At 49.6% G+C, this 12,926-nt stretch carries 27 protein-coding genes; all 27 read right to left on the bottom strand.

The genetic code is table 11. The features are described 5' to 3' along the window. Positions 1 to 401: 401 nt before the first annotated feature. The 27 genes from OCV70_RS08090 to OCV70_RS07960 all read right to left on the bottom strand — a co-directional run bounded on the left by OCV70_RS08090 (position 402) and on the right by OCV70_RS07960 (position 12,904). Positions 402 to 980: a hypothetical protein gene (locus OCV70_RS08090; protein ID WP_015525437.1), complete on the bottom strand. Its 579-nt coding sequence runs from the start codon at positions 978 to 980 to the stop codon at positions 402 to 404. Positions 981 to 1,043: 63 nt separating this feature from the next. Continuing rightward, entirely contained in the window at positions 1,044 to 2,690 is a 1,647-nt protein-coding gene (locus OCV70_RS08085; RefSeq protein WP_262579570.1) for a site-specific DNA-methyltransferase, read from the bottom strand. 78 nt (positions 2,691 to 2,768) lie between these two features. Next, the gene (locus OCV70_RS08080) at positions 2,769 to 3,413 is read right to left on the bottom strand and encodes a hypothetical protein (protein WP_114001878.1); all 645 of its coding nucleotides are present in this window, start codon (positions 3,411 to 3,413) and stop codon (positions 2,769 to 2,771) included. Continuing rightward, on the bottom strand, positions 3,401 to 3,682 hold the full coding sequence (locus OCV70_RS08075) for a hypothetical protein (protein ID WP_114001879.1): 282 nt from the start codon (positions 3,680 to 3,682) through the stop codon (positions 3,401 to 3,403). The genes OCV70_RS08080 and OCV70_RS08075 overlap by 13 nt, the downstream gene beginning before the upstream one ends. Before the next feature lie 42 nt (positions 3,683 to 3,724). Then, complete coding sequence (locus OCV70_RS08070; protein ID WP_262579569.1) at positions 3,725 to 3,985, bottom strand: hypothetical protein; 261 nt, start codon at positions 3,983 to 3,985, stop codon at positions 3,725 to 3,727. Between the two features lie 74 nt (positions 3,986 to 4,059). Next, positions 4,060 to 4,890, bottom strand: a complete 831-nt coding sequence (locus OCV70_RS08065) for a DUF5131 family protein (RefSeq protein ID WP_147238617.1) — start codon at positions 4,888 to 4,890, stop codon at positions 4,060 to 4,062. Beyond that, positions 4,868 to 5,293 (bottom strand): hypothetical protein, encoded by a 426-nt coding sequence (locus tag OCV70_RS08060; protein WP_262579566.1) that lies wholly within the window; start codon positions 5,291 to 5,293, stop codon positions 4,868 to 4,870. Before OCV70_RS08060 ends, OCV70_RS08065 begins: the two co-directional genes overlap by 23 nt. Further along, a complete protein-coding gene (locus OCV70_RS08055; RefSeq protein WP_262579565.1) occupies positions 5,280 to 5,603 on the bottom strand; it encodes a hypothetical protein in 324 nt (107 codons plus the stop codon). Before OCV70_RS08055 ends, OCV70_RS08060 begins: the two co-directional genes overlap by 14 nt. A gap of 2 nt (positions 5,604 to 5,605) precedes the next feature. Beyond that, positions 5,606 to 5,800, bottom strand: a complete 195-nt coding sequence (locus OCV70_RS08050) for a hypothetical protein (protein ID WP_110103660.1) — start codon at positions 5,798 to 5,800, stop codon at positions 5,606 to 5,608. Positions 5,801 to 5,874: 74 nt separating this feature from the next. Then, a complete protein-coding gene (locus OCV70_RS08045; RefSeq protein WP_262579562.1) occupies positions 5,875 to 6,099 on the bottom strand; it encodes a hypothetical protein in 225 nt (74 codons plus the stop codon). Next, positions 6,086 to 6,325: a hypothetical protein gene (locus OCV70_RS08040; protein ID WP_262579560.1), complete on the bottom strand. Its 240-nt coding sequence runs from the start codon at positions 6,323 to 6,325 to the stop codon at positions 6,086 to 6,088. The genes OCV70_RS08045 and OCV70_RS08040 overlap by 14 nt, the downstream gene beginning before the upstream one ends. Continuing rightward, positions 6,325 to 6,684 carry a hypothetical protein gene (locus OCV70_RS08035; protein WP_015525427.1) on the bottom strand — a complete coding sequence of 120 codons (360 nt, stop codon included), beginning with the start codon at positions 6,682 to 6,684 and terminating at the stop codon, positions 6,325 to 6,327. The genes OCV70_RS08040 and OCV70_RS08035 overlap by 1 nt, the downstream gene beginning before the upstream one ends. A 9-nt stretch (positions 6,685 to 6,693) precedes the next feature. After that, positions 6,694 to 6,942, bottom strand: coding sequence for a hypothetical protein (locus OCV70_RS08030; protein WP_262579559.1), 249 nt, complete (start codon positions 6,940 to 6,942; stop codon positions 6,694 to 6,696). Positions 6,943 to 6,960: 18 nt separating this feature from the next. Continuing rightward, positions 6,961 to 7,230: a hypothetical protein gene (locus OCV70_RS08025; protein WP_015525425.1), complete on the bottom strand. Its 270-nt coding sequence runs from the start codon at positions 7,228 to 7,230 to the stop codon at positions 6,961 to 6,963. Beyond that, positions 7,196 to 7,846 (bottom strand): Holliday junction resolvase RecU, encoded by a 651-nt coding sequence (locus OCV70_RS08020; RefSeq protein ID WP_262579556.1) that lies wholly within the window; start codon positions 7,844 to 7,846, stop codon positions 7,196 to 7,198. Before OCV70_RS08020 ends, OCV70_RS08025 begins: the two co-directional genes overlap by 35 nt. 3 nt (positions 7,847 to 7,849) lie before the next feature. Beyond that, positions 7,850 to 8,269 carry a hypothetical protein gene (locus tag OCV70_RS08015; RefSeq protein ID WP_147238619.1) on the bottom strand — a complete coding sequence of 140 codons (420 nt, stop codon included), beginning with the start codon at positions 8,267 to 8,269 and terminating at the stop codon, positions 7,850 to 7,852. Next, positions 8,250 to 8,525, bottom strand: a complete 276-nt coding sequence (locus OCV70_RS08010; RefSeq protein WP_114001887.1) for a hypothetical protein — start codon at positions 8,523 to 8,525, stop codon at positions 8,250 to 8,252. The genes OCV70_RS08015 and OCV70_RS08010 overlap by 20 nt, the downstream gene beginning before the upstream one ends. Positions 8,526 to 8,528: 3 nt before the next feature. Then, positions 8,529 to 8,747, bottom strand: coding sequence for a flagellar basal body-associated FliL family protein (locus OCV70_RS08005; protein WP_262579555.1), 219 nt, complete (start codon positions 8,745 to 8,747; stop codon positions 8,529 to 8,531). Positions 8,748 to 8,760: 13 nt separating this feature from the next. Beyond that, on the bottom strand, positions 8,761 to 9,309 hold the full coding sequence (locus OCV70_RS08000; protein ID WP_015525421.1) for a hypothetical protein: 549 nt from the start codon (positions 9,307 to 9,309) through the stop codon (positions 8,761 to 8,763). A gap of 2 nt (positions 9,310 to 9,311) precedes the next feature. Beyond that, complete coding sequence (locus OCV70_RS07995) at positions 9,312 to 9,599, bottom strand: hypothetical protein (RefSeq protein ID WP_262579553.1); 288 nt, start codon at positions 9,597 to 9,599, stop codon at positions 9,312 to 9,314. Then, positions 9,596 to 9,898 (bottom strand): hypothetical protein, encoded by a 303-nt coding sequence (locus OCV70_RS07990; RefSeq protein ID WP_262579551.1) that lies wholly within the window; start codon positions 9,896 to 9,898, stop codon positions 9,596 to 9,598. Before OCV70_RS07990 ends, OCV70_RS07995 begins: the two co-directional genes overlap by 4 nt. Further along, entirely contained in the window at positions 9,895 to 10,095 is a 201-nt protein-coding gene (locus OCV70_RS07985) for a hypothetical protein (protein ID WP_015525420.1), read from the bottom strand. The genes OCV70_RS07990 and OCV70_RS07985 overlap by 4 nt, the downstream gene beginning before the upstream one ends. Beyond that, the gene (locus tag OCV70_RS07980; protein WP_015525419.1) at positions 10,082 to 10,516 is read right to left on the bottom strand and encodes a ribonuclease H family protein; all 435 of its coding nucleotides are present in this window, start codon (positions 10,514 to 10,516) and stop codon (positions 10,082 to 10,084) included. The genes OCV70_RS07985 and OCV70_RS07980 overlap by 14 nt, the downstream gene beginning before the upstream one ends. Next, the gene (locus OCV70_RS07975; RefSeq protein WP_262579550.1) at positions 10,509 to 10,766 is read right to left on the bottom strand and encodes a hypothetical protein; all 258 of its coding nucleotides are present in this window, start codon (positions 10,764 to 10,766) and stop codon (positions 10,509 to 10,511) included. Before OCV70_RS07975 ends, OCV70_RS07980 begins: the two co-directional genes overlap by 8 nt. A gap of 5 nt (positions 10,767 to 10,771) precedes the next feature. Continuing rightward, the gene (locus tag OCV70_RS07970) at positions 10,772 to 10,981 is read right to left on the bottom strand and encodes a hypothetical protein (RefSeq protein WP_262579548.1); all 210 of its coding nucleotides are present in this window, start codon (positions 10,979 to 10,981) and stop codon (positions 10,772 to 10,774) included. Next, the gene (locus tag OCV70_RS07965) at positions 10,962 to 11,708 is read right to left on the bottom strand and encodes a DNA-methyltransferase (protein WP_114001896.1); all 747 of its coding nucleotides are present in this window, start codon (positions 11,706 to 11,708) and stop codon (positions 10,962 to 10,964) included. Before OCV70_RS07965 ends, OCV70_RS07970 begins: the two co-directional genes overlap by 20 nt. Then, positions 11,708 to 12,904, bottom strand: coding sequence for a phosphoadenosine phosphosulfate reductase domain-containing protein (locus OCV70_RS07960; RefSeq protein ID WP_262579546.1), 1,197 nt, complete (start codon positions 12,902 to 12,904; stop codon positions 11,708 to 11,710). The genes OCV70_RS07965 and OCV70_RS07960 overlap by 1 nt, the downstream gene beginning before the upstream one ends. Positions 12,905 to 12,926: the final 22 nt, after the last annotated feature.

Below are 12,926 nucleotides of genomic sequence, written 5' to 3'. Positions count from 1 at the left end.
TTACGTCGTCTTTCAATTTTACAATGTCGCCCCAGTTCTCAGTGTACCAGGGAGACTGTATAATATCACGGCTCAGTACGTTGTGCTTACGGCTCAGGGAATCACTGTACGAAACCTTAATAAATCTTTTCTCAGGTGCCTGGGTCCAGGCCCAGCAGGGGAAGCACACCGTTACATTTATGCTTTTCATGTGTCGGGGCGGGATATTTATCACAAGCCGCTTTATTTCCCCGTCCCTAACAGCGTGCAGGTACTCACATATCAGATCAATGTGCCAGTTCGGTATATACGTGGTGCCCGGCTCAATAATCGGCCAGGACTGCTGTATAAACTCCGATAGGGACCGCTCTGCCCGTTCCCTGCGAATCCCTTTTAACAGGGTTCCTGGGTCAAACTGGCTGCTATTTATGTAGCTTTCCCAGTATTTGCTCAAGGTTTTCCAGCTCCTCGTCTGATAGGTCGGACATGTCCGGAATGCTGCCGCTCAGTTCCAGGCCGCCGCTGTGCTCAACGGTTGCCTTTGCGCTCACGGCTATGCTCTCCGCACTGTCGCCGCGGCTCATTCTTTCTATCTTCACGCCGACGTCTGCCAGTCGGGCAATGTCCTGTGCAGACAATTCATTATCCGGGAGGGCTATCAGGCCACGGGTGGCTTTATTCAAAAGCTGCACGCCCAGTTTTGCGTGTAGATCGTGCATTTTCTTGATTTCCTGCTCATTCTTGAAGCGTTCCAGCTCGGTCATGTAAACATCATAGGCCGCTGCGCGTTCTACCCAGTTCCACTGCGTACTCAGCTTTTCAATGCTGCTTTTGCTTTTCATTCCCATAGCATCTGCCAGGCGTCGAATGCTTCTTTTCTCCGGTTCCCGTCCCTGGGTTCCGTATGGCATATCTCTGTACTGGCAAAACTTTTGGTAATGCTGCGACTTCTCGCCCTCCTGCTGCTCCCATAGTTCAGGCGCGTCTCTCTTTGCTGCCATGTGCTGCTCCCTCCTTTCTCCAAAACATAAAAAGAACGGCCATGGTGGCCGCCCTCTCAGGTGTTACTCTTTGCCAGGGACATTGATGTCCTCAGCAGCTTCCGGCGTTTCTTCCGGATCCGGCATATTTGCCTTTATATTTTCCTCATTCAGCTGCACGTATGCGTATTCTTTTCCGTCCCTGGTGCATGTAACGCCAGCATTGCCGGTATAGCTTACATACCGCCGAATAATTCCATCACAATAGGTTGGGCTTAACTCTACCAGCCTGGCCTGTCTCTCAGTCATTTCTGCGCCGATCAGCGTGAAGCCAGAACCGCCGAACAGGTCCAGGATAATGTCTCCCGGATCCGAGCTGTTCAGTATCGCCCTTGTGGCCAGCTCCACCGGTTTCTGTGTCGGGTGGAACGTCGCCGTATCTCTTGCCACTTCCCAAACGGCTCCCTGCTTATCTTCCGGGTATAAGAAAACGCTTTTATCTTCCTGCAGTCTCAGGTACCGGATTTTCTTTCCCTTTGGTACCTTGTCAGAAATAAAAGCCTTGCCTCCTGCTCCGTCAGTTACAACAATGCCACCGCTCAGGGTGGTTGCCATGCCTGCATCATCCCGGAGGGTTATCTTCCAGCAGGTGTTGTTGCTACGATCCCCGCACCACTTGGCCGTATGTCCTGCTTTCTCTGCATAAAACATAGGCTCGAAGTCTCTCAGGTAATCGGTACCGCTCAGGTTGTGGTTGTTCTTCAACCAAATAAGATATTGCTTTTCTAACAGGCCTGCGGCTGTCATAGCGTCCTCAAAGTCCCTGCGGGTATCAGTCGCATGATAAATGTAAAATGCAGCATCTGGCTTGCTGTACTTCACGGCGTTCTTAAATGCCGGAATCAACAACTTTCCGAGGAGGTCGTCGTCGGTCAGCTCGTCGTTTGCGATCATGCCGTTGTTTTCAATCTGCTGTTTCTGTCTCTTCCCGTTTCCTCCGCCACCATCCAGGCTTATGCCATACGGTGGATCAGTGTTCACGCACTGCGCCAGTTCATCCCCCAGCAGCTTCTGCAGGGTTTCTGGCTTGGTGCTGTCTCCACAAATCAGGCGGTGCTGCCCCAGGTGCCAAATATCTCCGGCATGGGTCATGGGAATGTTTTTCGGTGGCGGTACGGTGTCCTCTCCGTTGTTCTCCGTATCGTCCACACCTCCCAGGGCGTTGAGCAGATCTTCCAGGTCCTCCTCTGTGTAGCCACTCATTTCCAGCGGTATCTCCCCGGTGTCCATCTGCTGCAGCATGTCTGCCAGCGCCGAGGTGTTCATTTCACTCAGTTCCGCCAGGCGGTTGTCTGCCATCAGATCAGCGTACTCCTCTGCCTCCGAGGCGTATTCCTGGTATTCAACAGGCACAACACTGGCCTGCATGGACTGTGCAGCTTCCAGGCGTCCGTGGCCGGTCACAACAAAGCCGCTGCGTTTGCTCACTGTAATAGGTTTCCTCCATCCCTGCCCCTTGATAATGGCAGCCAGCAGTGCGACCTGCTTAGGTGGATGGGTGTTTGGGTTTCCAGGGTTCGGAACCACTTTGCCAATAGGTACCAGCTCGTCAAAAGCACAAAAGACCTTTACACCCTCCGGCGTAACGGCCCTTGCTTCCGCTTCGGTCTGGTAGTTGGCCACGTTGTTGAAATAGTTCTCAACCTCGTCTTTTTTCTTCTTTCTTGCCATTTCTCCAATTCCTCCACTCTATCATTTTAACATCTATGTAGTGCATTGAAAATGTCTACTTTTTGCACCGTGCAGGCACTATGCAAGTCTTATGCCATCAATGCCGAAAATCAGGGCAGACAGCGGCTTTACAGCCTTTCCCAGGTCACTGTAATAGGTGCGCTTTTCTACACAATTTTCGCGTGCAATTTCTTCTGCACTCTTCTTTTCCGGCGCGATATATGCAGCGTGCAAAATCCGGTACCGGCGCATTTCCTCTGCCTTGCCGCTCTGCTCGCATGATATCCGGTACAAGTTCAGCATTTCGTCAATGTGTGTCAGTATGATCAATGTGCGCTGCTGACTCTGCTTAATGCTGCCAATATAATAATTGTCCTCGTACTCGAAGCTGTCCAGGCCGTCCAGAATGTCCAGGGCGCTCTCTTTTGCCTTGCGGCCATTAAATACTGCACCGCTCACATGTTCTTTCAGATTCCGGTAATTTGCCAGCAACAGGCGTGTGTTGTGCAGTCTCCGGCTATATCTTCCTTTTGTCTGCTCCTTTTTGCCCTCTTCCAGGCGTCTCTCCGCCGCTGCCGTGCCTGCTTCTACGCCTATGCGGATAGCTTCATCAATAGCCCGCTGGCTCAGCACCTCGTACACCCCTGCCAGTGCGCCAGGCTCTCTGCTGGTTCCTCTTACCTCTTCTTTCTCTTCCACGCTCTGCTCCATTACTCTCTCCATTCTGGATCAGCCTCCTCTCCTAACCATTCATCAATACGTTTTTCCTGCGCCTCCCTCAATAAAGGGCTTAAATACATTGTCGTTTTCCAGCACATCCGTTTCAGTGCTTTTCTCAGCTGCTCGCGGTCTGCCAGTTTCAACATATCCTCATTTGTCTTGACCTTTTTCAGTTTTTCCTCATACATGGTATTGGCTGCGCACAACGCCCATGTGATCAGGCTCCCGGCTCCCAGCAATGCGCCGGCCACAAATGCTGCTATAATTTCCATGTCGGCCTCCTCTCCGATATGTTCCCGACATAAATGTCGGGATCAATCTATGTCCCAGTTTCTGTTGTCCCATATCTTTATGCCGTGTACCATTCTTCGGACGGTATAGCACACGCCCCAGCATTTCAATTTCTTAAAATACGCCTTTTCTCTCCATGTCAGCGGCCAGATTCTGCCTTTCAGCAGTGTAACCTCAACGGTACCACGATTGTTATCAACCATAACCCGCACCCGTTTAAATCCCAGCGCCTCAAAGAAATCTGTCATATACATGGCTTCCATAGCGCAATCCATTTTTCCCATAATTCTCATGCTCTCCTGCCTGTCCGGGCGGCGTGTTTCCACGCTCGCCCATAATATTTATTGACTTATCCACACTATCCCAAATTCTTAGGGGGATAACTAAATGGGAAATCCTGCACCAGTTCCCCGGTAAAATAAGGGGCCAGGTTATTTTTCAAAAATACCTTGCTACCGTGTGCCTGGGAAAATTCAAGGATATGCTGCACCCATTCTGCCTGTGGTATCGTTTTATTTTTCTGCTGGCCAGTCTCAGCTCCGACAATGATCCAGGGCGGCGCATAAGTTCCTTTTGTTTCACTGCGTATAACCCACGATGCATCAAAAGTAAAATCCTCCTGTATAGGCTCAATGCTTAAAAACCAGTTATACGTGCCAGGCTCAAACCAGGCATACTGCTGATCTGGTCTTGTTACTGTCGTGCCATACCAGAAATTTCCCTGCTGCGGCAGCTTTCCTGCTTCTGCCAGCTGTATGTATCTCTGTGGGTTCTTTGTCAGAAACAAATACGTGTGCCACGGCGCGGCTTGCGCCGCCCCGAAAACTCTCCGGATCCATTCATCCGGTACCCACTCCCCGAATAGGTCGCCCATGCTTACCACAAATATAACCGCCGGTTTCTTTTTCTGTGCCGGCATAGGCAGGCAATACTCCCGAAACATAGGTTCGAACTTTACCGGGAACGGCGTCACTTTCCCGATCTCGTTTTTAAAAGGCTTTTCCAGCACCCAGCGGGTTCCTCTTTCGTCCCACTCTTTTCTCAGCTGCTCAGATGTTTTGTTGATCAGCACATTACCAGAAAATCTGTTCGCCTGCTTAGCTGCGTAACAATACAGGCAGCCATGCTGACATCCTGTCACGGGATTCCATGTGAAATCACACCATTCAATCAGGCTTTTGTTCATCATGTCTGCTTTCCTCCTTAAATATTAAAGTTACATTTATGTATTCAGCCTCCGCAACAGGACGGACTGTAATACTATATCCCTCTTGTGGCTTCTGCTTTCTGATAAACGAAAATGTTTCTGTTAGTGTATTTCCGAAATAAACTGCATATTCCACACCCTCGTCTAACTCCAAAATAAGCGGTAAAAACTGAATTACTTCATCCGGGTGTTCAAAAGCATTTTTGTTTATTCGGATATTCCCCCGTAAATCTGTGTAAACATAGCTGTATATCTGTGGAGCGTAATGTACCAATGCTTCCTGCACAAACTGTTCAATCCCCCACGTGCTACGAGAAACCGATATGTTTGCTATATTCGCAATAGTTGTTTTCAGGTCAATCAATGTGCCATTATATACGATCATCGTCTTGCCCTCCATATCCCACGTTTCCTGCTATTTTGTCCACATCGTCGCGGGCTTTCTTACTGTTCTGGTAGTCCTCGAACCTTTCCAGGTCCATTTCCTGCCGTTCCGGATTGTATGTAATGTGCAAAAATGTATCGCACCCCAGGCACCTGCCTACGCCGGTATTGATTCCCATCTCCATTGCCAGGCTTTTGCAGATCCAGTTTTCTTTACCGCACACCGGGCAAATTCCTTTATATCTCTGTCTTGTGTCCTTTGGTTCATGGCTTTCTGTGTCCTGTGCCATGCGATCAATAATTTCTCCCATGCTCAACTGCTGCTCCTTTCCGGCTCTCTCCATGCTCCTGAAGCTTCTCCGCACCACACACGGCGCCCTTCTGCTGTTTCCATGGTTATAAGCCCATCACGGAAGCGGTACCCGTTTACAACCTTGCCGCGGGTCCATTTCCCATCTATAAACATTTCAATTTCTGCGCCCTCAGTATAATAAAACGGCTCTTTCATCCGGCTCCTTTCCCAGGCAGCTTGCGCTGCCTGTGTCTTATTGTGTGATATATTTTGGATTTTAGAATAGCACCCTATCTGTATTCTTTGCCGGTTCCTTTGTCTCTCAGTGTGATCCGGCCTACAACCTCAAAACCAGCAAGCTCAGCTGTCTGCTTCATTACCGGTATAAGATCGTTTATTTTTGCCATACGTTCAGCTTCTCGCTGTTTTTCTTCCCTGCGCATGTTCCCCCAGGCCCCTCCGAATGTTGGATCTGGATAACCTTCCCCGTTTTTATTTACTCTATCTGTACCCACGTTTCTCCGCCTCCTCTGCTATCGGACAACCTGTGCAGGTTCCCCTTTCCATTACAAAAATACAATTTTCATCTGTCAGTGCACAAATTGGCTGCTTTTCTTTGGTCTCTTCTTTCTCTTTCTTCTTCTCTCGGTGTGCGTCCATGGCAATGATCACAATTACCCACGCAATGCTCAACACGGTCAACGCTCCGATTCCGGCCAAAATATTGATAATTATCTGCATTACTCTTTTACCTCCGCCAGGTTTATCTTTGTTTCTTCCACCAGCTTGTCCCGGAGGCTCTTAATCGTGTGCTTGCCGTCCTCAAATTCTTTCAACAGGTCCATGCAGCCATCATAATAATTTTCCAGTCGCTGCTTTCCCCAGCCTTTCTGCTCATGCAGGTATGTCATGCCGAACAGGAGAAGCATGTCCAGAGCAGTCTCCGCTCGCTGCTTTTCCTTGCCTTTCTCGATCTCCTGCACTCTCCGGACGGCTTCGTTGGCCGTTTTCTGTTTCAGTTCATAAATACGATCCGGCGTCATGCGGATACTTTCTTTTCTCTCTTGCCGCTCCTTGGCTCTGCGTTCTTTTCTTCCCATAGCCGCCTCCTACTCTACCAGGTGGCTTACATCCTCAATATTCAGGATGTTTGCGTCGTGCAATACCAGGCTGCTGCCAATTCTCTCCGGAGTGCCGTAATACTCAACAATTTCTTTGCGGCTTCGATCATATACCAGCACGTTTTTTGGTAATCTGCTCAGCTCCTCTACCTGCTTTTGCAGGCTCAGGCACATCAGGCCTGCGCTGATCACAATCGTCCAGACTGCTTTTAATATTCCCGCTGCCTTTTTTCTCATGCTTGCTGCTCCTTTCTGTTAGAGCCAGGCTTCCACAATTTGCAGGCTGTCCTGTTCTATCCGATTTACGATCCGCATCCGCTCCGGCTTTGCCTCTCTTATGTCCTCTAATGTGTCCGCCAGGGCTATCAGGTGCGTACTTTTCCGGCCATCAAACAGGCGTGCCACAAAAAGACCCGGATAGTCTTTCGGATCCTCATACACGACTATCATAGGCGCCCCCTGTGGCATCACTGCCCGGATTAATCTCATGTTAAATTGTGTTATTACCTGGTCCTCTGTTCTCATTTTTCGTTTCTCCTCCTGCTATTTTGTCAATTATTTGCAGGTACTGGAGGCCATAAAAACCGCCTGTATCAACTTCCCAGTCTGGAAGCAAATCTTCTGCCTTTGCGCTGGCTGTTCCCGGTGTCTCCCAGGTCCATCCATACTGCTGCACAATGGCAATTTCTTTTTGCTTTGTTTTCTTGTGTCTCTCCCGACAATCGCGAGCTGCTTTCCAGAAGCTCCACGGTACCATAAAAAACCGATTCATGCCAAAACTTACGGCCACAAAAGCAAGTTGCCTGCCCTCTCCCTCCATCCATGCGTCTAAATACTCCGCCTGGTGGTCCTGGACGGCCGAGAAATCAATTCTAGCTCCCTGGGTGTGCTTTGCCTCGACCGCCACTGGGATGTCCCGGAAACGGCCCAAATAATCCACACAACTCTTGCGTTCTACCTTGCAGTTTGCAACTTGGCCATGTGCCCCGCGGAGCGGTATAAACTCCGTGGGGACCTTGTGCATGACTGCTATGCCTTTGGCCTGGTATTTCTCGTTTGCAAAATTGATAAAATCCTCAAATGGTTTGCCGCGGTTCGCCTTGCTGGCGTCCCTCCTGTATGTACCAGAATCCCATGCCATTGATCACGCCTCCTTTTCTGCGAAATCGTCCGGCATTGTGTCCAGGATTCTCTTTAATTTAAAAATTGTACCGTTGCCGATTCCATTGCCGGATCCGGTCTTTTTTTTCAGCTCCTGGAGGAATCGCTCAACCGCTGCTTTTCCTCCGGTGCTTTTGCCCTTAATGGCCTTTACTGCATTTTCTGCATTTTTTCTGGCCTCTGCTTCCGCTTTGTTGGCTTTTGCTTTGTACTTAGCGACCTCAGCCTCCAACTCTTCGATTTCTGCCTTATGTACGGCCTCCTGGTCTTTAGCTGGCCCCGCCTGTTCTTTCTGGCTATTCACATAATCAACCAGCTGCTGGTCTGTCATTTTACGGAGCTTAGTGGCTTCCCTGTGCGTTTCTCGCTCCTGCTGTGTCATTCTACAACTCTGTTTTTTCATGTTCTTTCTCCCTCTGACTTTTTTCATAACATTTATCACACGCGAACCGGTTTCCTTTTCCGGATACGCTGATCACAATCGGTATTCTGTTCATGGCCAAATGCCGGCCACAAATAAAACAGGTCTTAAATCCCTGTGTTGGAACTCCCAGGCGTTCCCGCTGCTGTATAAATTCGCCCACCGTGCAGTCAAATACGCCTGGGTAAAATTCTACGTTGTACGTTCTTTTGGCCGTTACTGTCTTTGTATACTCCATAGCTCAGTCCTCCCTCTTTCCTTTCGGGTGCTTCCGGCCAGTCTGCCCTTTTGGTCGCCTCTTGCTTCTGCCTGGGTGCTTTGTTATCCGCTGCGGTTGTTGCGGCTCTGGTTTGTGTTCTGGCTGCTTTTTCTTGCTTCCTGCATCCAGGAGTAGCAACGCCCCGCATATGATCAGGACAGCCAGGGCGACCAGCTCTAAAACAAAAATTATTGTTGTCAATGGTTCTTCCTCCTCAATGTCCGCTCCGCAACATGCAAAATAACAATTCTGTCATGGAGCGTTTTCTCGGTCCATAGCGGCACGGTAATATGACCGCCAGTTTCCACTGTCTTACCTCTGCGTCTAACGGTGTGGGTTTCTCAAATTCGTCTGTCGCCTCCGCCCAGTCCGGTATTGCAACCATTACGCCGAAGTAGTTGGAGGATTCTGGAAACTGTTCACGCATGTGTTTGGAAAATTTCCCGCTGCGTAAATCCGGTAAAATATCCTTGTAGCACTCCATTGTGGTTACAATATAGTTTTTCTCTCCCAGGAAGTTTAGGCCGTTCCCACTGTAAACATCTTCTTTGCAGCTCTTTATCTCGTAACAGGTAAATATGCCCTTTTCTATCCCGGATATGGAGCACTGATCAGCTGGGGAAAATTGCATGTAATCAACTCTTTTTGCTTCTCGTCCCCATGGGTCAATGCTTACCTCACTGGCCCAGTGCTTCCCAGCTCCTCCAAAACGTGTGTTTATAAGTAACTGGCCGAGGAACTTTGTTGTTTCCTTTCTGTCCATCTTCACACCACCCTCATAAATCTCTCGCGGATCCGGTCAGCCCAGGTACTGTTGCGAATTGTAGTTCCTGCCACGCGGTACCTGCTGCAGGTTTCGACGGCCATGCCGCCGTATTCACATTCTGGAAACGCCGTCACAAAGCCGGGGAGGTTTGGGTCTACTGGTATGCAATATTCACATGTGCAACACCATTTCCCTGCCAGCGCTTTCTCATGCAGCTGTCTGGCTTGCTCCTCCATCTTCTTGTTGTATTCCGGATCCAGACCAAAAATCTGTTGTATCTTGTTCAAAACAATCTCCTTTTCTTTTTCTTGCCGCCGTTCCTGGCCATGATCCCGCCGTGCATTTTTAACCAGTTGTTTGTAATTCTCATGCCGTACATAAGACTTAACACATCCAGGTGGCCGATCTGCAGCTTGCCCTCAATAGTTCCGGTTGTGTTCCTGGTGACCGTTGCCACCGATTTTGTCGGGACTTCCGCTGTTACCTGTACGCCCCACTCAACAATGCCGCTGTCAATGTCGGCAAGTTTACGGCCATCCTTGGTATATAAAGCTCCGCTTTTAAAGTTCATGCTCGCTTTTCTCACGCTTCCGCCTCCCGTCTCACGCCTCGGATACCCAGGCTTCCGTTGTACCCTGCTGTTTTCAGGTCTTTTTTCATGGCCTTGTATTCTCTATCCAGTGCCGCGCCGGTTGCTCTGCTTCTCAACATTACGACGCCATCTTCCAGCGTCGCGTCTTTACCCTGTTCGATCAGGTGTTTCACTGCCTCATACTTGTCCATTTTCCTGCGCCTCCAATATCTTCCGGGATTCTGCCACCGCCTGGCGATCCACATCATTGTTGTGCTGGTTCTTATCGTGTCCCTTTACCCATATAAACCGGATACTGGTAAATTTCTGCCGTTCCCTCATAAGTTTCCGCCAGAGGTCCCGGTTCTTTTTCATAGCAAAATGGCCGTTCATGGTTTCCACCACATAGTTGCTGTCTGAATACACTTCAACCGGTATCGTTTTATCAGTTATACTTTTCATAGCTTCCAAAACCGCCTGCATTTCCATACGGTTGTTAGTTTCTCCTATCGCTCCGCCGGACTTCATGCGAGCCTGGCCTTTATACATCAGCTTGCAGGCCCAACCGCACCCGGAACCAGGGCGACCGTTGCTCAGGGCGGAACCGTCGGTGTAAACGGTTATTTTATCCATTGTCCCGTCCCTCTCCAGCTCCGTTTGCGTACTGTTCGAGCTTGTCTCTCATTCCCAGGCGCTGCACTGCGGCCACCAGGCCGTATGCCAGGCGTACCAGGTCAAACGGTTTCACGTTCAGCATTTCAACCGATAAATCGTCGCTGCCCTTTTCCAGGTCCACACAACACCCGCTTTGAATTTCCTTTGTGCTGCCGTCACTGTATCTCACTGTAATGCCGGCAATATCACGGCTCTTTTCTTCTCCCATGACTCTCATTCCTCCGTTTCTTTTAACTGTCTAATTTTCGCTTCCAGCGGTATTGCAGCATATTTATTTTTGGGGTATCTCTGATACTCAGCTCTAACCGCTTCGCGATTGTAAAGGTTGTCGTATTTCATTGCTAATCGAAGCGAAATGTCAGAACCTTTTCCCGTTAATGTAATTTCGGACTTGTCCATATATTCAAAAAATATTTTCCACATGCTGCTCAATCCTTTCTTTTGCAATCTGGTAATATTCCGGATCCAGCTCTATCCCTACAAATTCCCGTCCGGTATTCAGGCAGGCAACGCCGGTGCTCCCAGCTCCCATGCAGTTGTCCAGGACTGTCTCTCCTGGGTTCGTGTAGGTCTTGACCAGGTATTCCAGCAGGTCCACGGGCTTCTGCGTCGGGTGTAGGCGCTTGGACTTGTCCCCGGTGCTGTATTGCAGCACATCCACCGGATACCGGTCCGTGGAGTCATATGTATAGTTTCTTTCCTCCCGGCCATAGCAGCTGCTGCCGTCCGATTCCCTGGTTCCGTATGCCGTCGCTGTCTTTCTCTGGTGCCCGTGCGTCATTTGCGGGTTATAGGTCGGCGGCTTCCGGTAAAATATTTCTATGTTTTCGTGGGTTCTCAGTGGCATTTTCTTGGCGTTCATAAATCCGCTGGGCTGTGTTTTTCTCCATATCCATTCATAGCGGTACATGGCTTTGTTGCTGCTGATCAGCTCTGTGGTAAAAGGTTGTGCGCTAAAAAGTGCAATGGCGCCGTTTTCCTTTACCACTCGCCGGTACTGTTCCCACAACTCCTGCAAGTTGATCGGAGCGTCCCACCGGCAGCGTGTTGTGCCATATGGCAGGTCACTCAGTACCATGTCAATGCTGCTGTCCGGGATCCGGTTCATAAGTTCCAGGCAGTCGCCTTGTAATAGTGTTGCTTTGCTCATTAACAAGGCCCTCCCTCTGCTCCATGGAATGCTCCGGCCGGATACATCCACGGGCCATCAACAAAAATGTCTGCTGTTTCAAATTCTCCGCTTACCAGGCTATGCAGTGCCTTGGCGTCTCCGTGGTATACGCAAGACTCCGCGTCTCCCACAAAGCTATCCAGGTCCTTTTTATTGTCCAGGGTAAAGCCGAGGATTTCTTCATCTTTCTTTAAAAGCTCGTATTCCTCCGGCATTATTTCCCGAATTCCTGCAAACAATGGCGGCGTTGAGAATATGCACATTGCACAACTGCACCGGTTCCAACCGGCTCTATAACACGGGTGTGGGTTTACCTTGTGGCGTTTCAATACTTCCCACACGTCTTTTTCCGAGTAATCAATAACCGGGCGCCACTGGTGTACCAACCTGTGGGCTTTGGTTGTGGCATTGGTTCTGTGTATTTCCATTTCATTGTACTTGGAGCGCCCTGCTGATTCTCCGCGGCGTTCTCCGGAAACAACCAGTATTTTTACATTCTTGCTGGTCTTATCCAGGTTTGCTGTAACACTGTCCTGCACGACGGCTTTCAAGTTTCCACTGCACCAGCGGCCTTGATGGGTTCCGCCCTTGGCCGGGAACTTCTGGCGTTTCTCGCCTATTTCTTCAAGCTCTCCCAACTGGCTCAGGTTGCTCATAACAGAATCTGCAACCATAATTTTCAGATATGCACTGCACCAGCGGCGGCTTAAATCTCCCGTTTTCGCTGGGAACTTCATTCTGTAACCGTATTCTTTGAGCTTCTCCTCCATTTCCTCGGTGGCGCTCTCTTTCAGTTCCCGGCACTGTATGTATTTCCTGGATAACTTGCACCGGCATATCTCCCCGGTGTCCGGGTCCATCCACTCGACCGGTTCGCTTGCGCCGATCCTGTAAAGCTCTCCAAAAAATCCATTTACCCGCCACGATAACCTCAGCGGTACCTGCTCAGCTTCTGCAAATGCTTTTACATAATTTTGTGTACAGCGCCAGTCCATTCTCCGGGATGGGTGCCCGCCGTCTATGTCGTGGTGCCATAGCTCAATTTTTTCTTTCGGCACGCCCAACTCAATGAGTTTGTAATAACATGCTATGCTGTCTTTTCCACCGGATAATAAAACCGCGATCATGTCGTACTCTTCCAGGGGGAGAAGTTCTTCCAGGCATATTTTTTTCATGTGTTCGGAGTCCTGTCGGCCT

The sequence above is a fragment of the Blautia acetigignens genome, assembly GCF_025566865.1.
Lineage (GTDB): Bacteria > Bacillota > Clostridia > Lachnospirales > Lachnospiraceae > Blautia_A > Blautia_A acetigignens.
The sequence above is the reverse complement of the archived record's forward strand: the minus strand, read 5'-3'. Positions and strand labels throughout refer to the sequence as shown.

Coding starts and splice junctions, on each gene's coding strand:
- OCV70_RS08075 (WP_114001879.1), bottom strand. CDS start 3,682: ATGGAAATTATAGCAGCATTTGTGGCCGGCGCATTGCTGGGAGCCGGG.
- OCV70_RS08050 (WP_110103660.1), bottom strand. CDS start 5,800: ATGAAAGAGCCGTTTTATTATACTGAGGGCGCAGAAATTGAAATGTTT.
- OCV70_RS08035 (WP_015525427.1), bottom strand. CDS start 6,684: ATGGGAAGAAAAGAACGCAGAGCCAAGGAGCGGCAAGAGAGAAAAGAA.
- OCV70_RS07985 (WP_015525420.1), bottom strand. CDS start 10,095: ATGGACAAGTATGAGGCAGTGAAACACCTGATCGAACAGGGTAAAGAC.
- OCV70_RS08060 (WP_262579566.1), bottom strand. CDS start 5,293: ATGATCGTATATAATGGCACATTGATTGACCTGAAAACAACTATTGCG.
- OCV70_RS08040 (WP_262579560.1), bottom strand. CDS start 6,325: ATGCAGATAATTATCAATATTTTGGCCGGAATCGGAGCGTTGACCGTG.
- OCV70_RS07960 (WP_262579546.1), bottom strand. CDS start 12,904: ATGAAAAAAATATGCCTGGAAGAACTTCTCCCCCTGGAAGAGTACGAC.
- OCV70_RS08065 (WP_147238617.1), bottom strand. CDS start 4,890: ATGATGAACAAAAGCCTGATTGAATGGTGTGATTTCACATGGAATCCC.
- OCV70_RS07980 (WP_015525419.1), bottom strand. CDS start 10,516: ATGGATAAAATAACCGTTTACACCGACGGTTCCGCCCTGAGCAACGGT.
- OCV70_RS07965 (WP_114001896.1), bottom strand. CDS start 11,708: ATGAGCAAAGCAACACTATTACAAGGCGACTGCCTGGAACTTATGAAC.
- OCV70_RS08015 (WP_147238619.1), bottom strand. CDS start 8,269: ATGAAAAAACAGAGTTGTAGAATGACACAGCAGGAGCGAGAAACGCAC.
- OCV70_RS08085 (WP_262579570.1), bottom strand. CDS start 2,690: ATGGCAAGAAAGAAGAAAAAAGACGAGGTTGAGAACTATTTCAACAAC.
- OCV70_RS08090 (WP_015525437.1), bottom strand. CDS start 980: ATGGCAGCAAAGAGAGACGCGCCTGAACTATGGGAGCAGCAGGAGGGC.
- OCV70_RS08080 (WP_114001878.1), bottom strand. CDS start 3,413: ATGGAGAGAGTAATGGAGCAGAGCGTGGAAGAGAAAGAAGAGGTAAGA.
- OCV70_RS08010 (WP_114001887.1), bottom strand. CDS start 8,525: ATGGAGTATACAAAGACAGTAACGGCCAAAAGAACGTACAACGTAGAA.
- OCV70_RS08020 (WP_262579556.1), bottom strand. CDS start 7,846: ATGGCATGGGATTCTGGTACATACAGGAGGGACGCCAGCAAGGCGAAC.
- OCV70_RS08030 (WP_262579559.1), bottom strand. CDS start 6,942: ATGAGAAAAAAGGCAGCGGGAATATTAAAAGCAGTCTGGACGATTGTG.
- OCV70_RS08070 (WP_262579569.1), bottom strand. CDS start 3,985: ATGGGAAAAATGGATTGCGCTATGGAAGCCATGTATATGACAGATTTC.
- OCV70_RS08055 (WP_262579565.1), bottom strand. CDS start 5,603: ATGGGAGAAATTATTGATCGCATGGCACAGGACACAGAAAGCCATGAA.
- OCV70_RS08000 (WP_015525421.1), bottom strand. CDS start 9,309: ATGGACAGAAAGGAAACAACAAAGTTCCTCGGCCAGTTACTTATAAAC.
- OCV70_RS07970 (WP_262579548.1), bottom strand. CDS start 10,981: ATGTGGAAAATATTTTTTGAATATATGGACAAGTCCGAAATTACATTA.
- OCV70_RS08025 (WP_015525425.1), bottom strand. CDS start 7,230: ATGAGAACAGAGGACCAGGTAATAACACAATTTAACATGAGATTAATC.
- OCV70_RS07975 (WP_262579550.1), bottom strand. CDS start 10,766: ATGGGAGAAGAAAAGAGCCGTGATATTGCCGGCATTACAGTGAGATAC.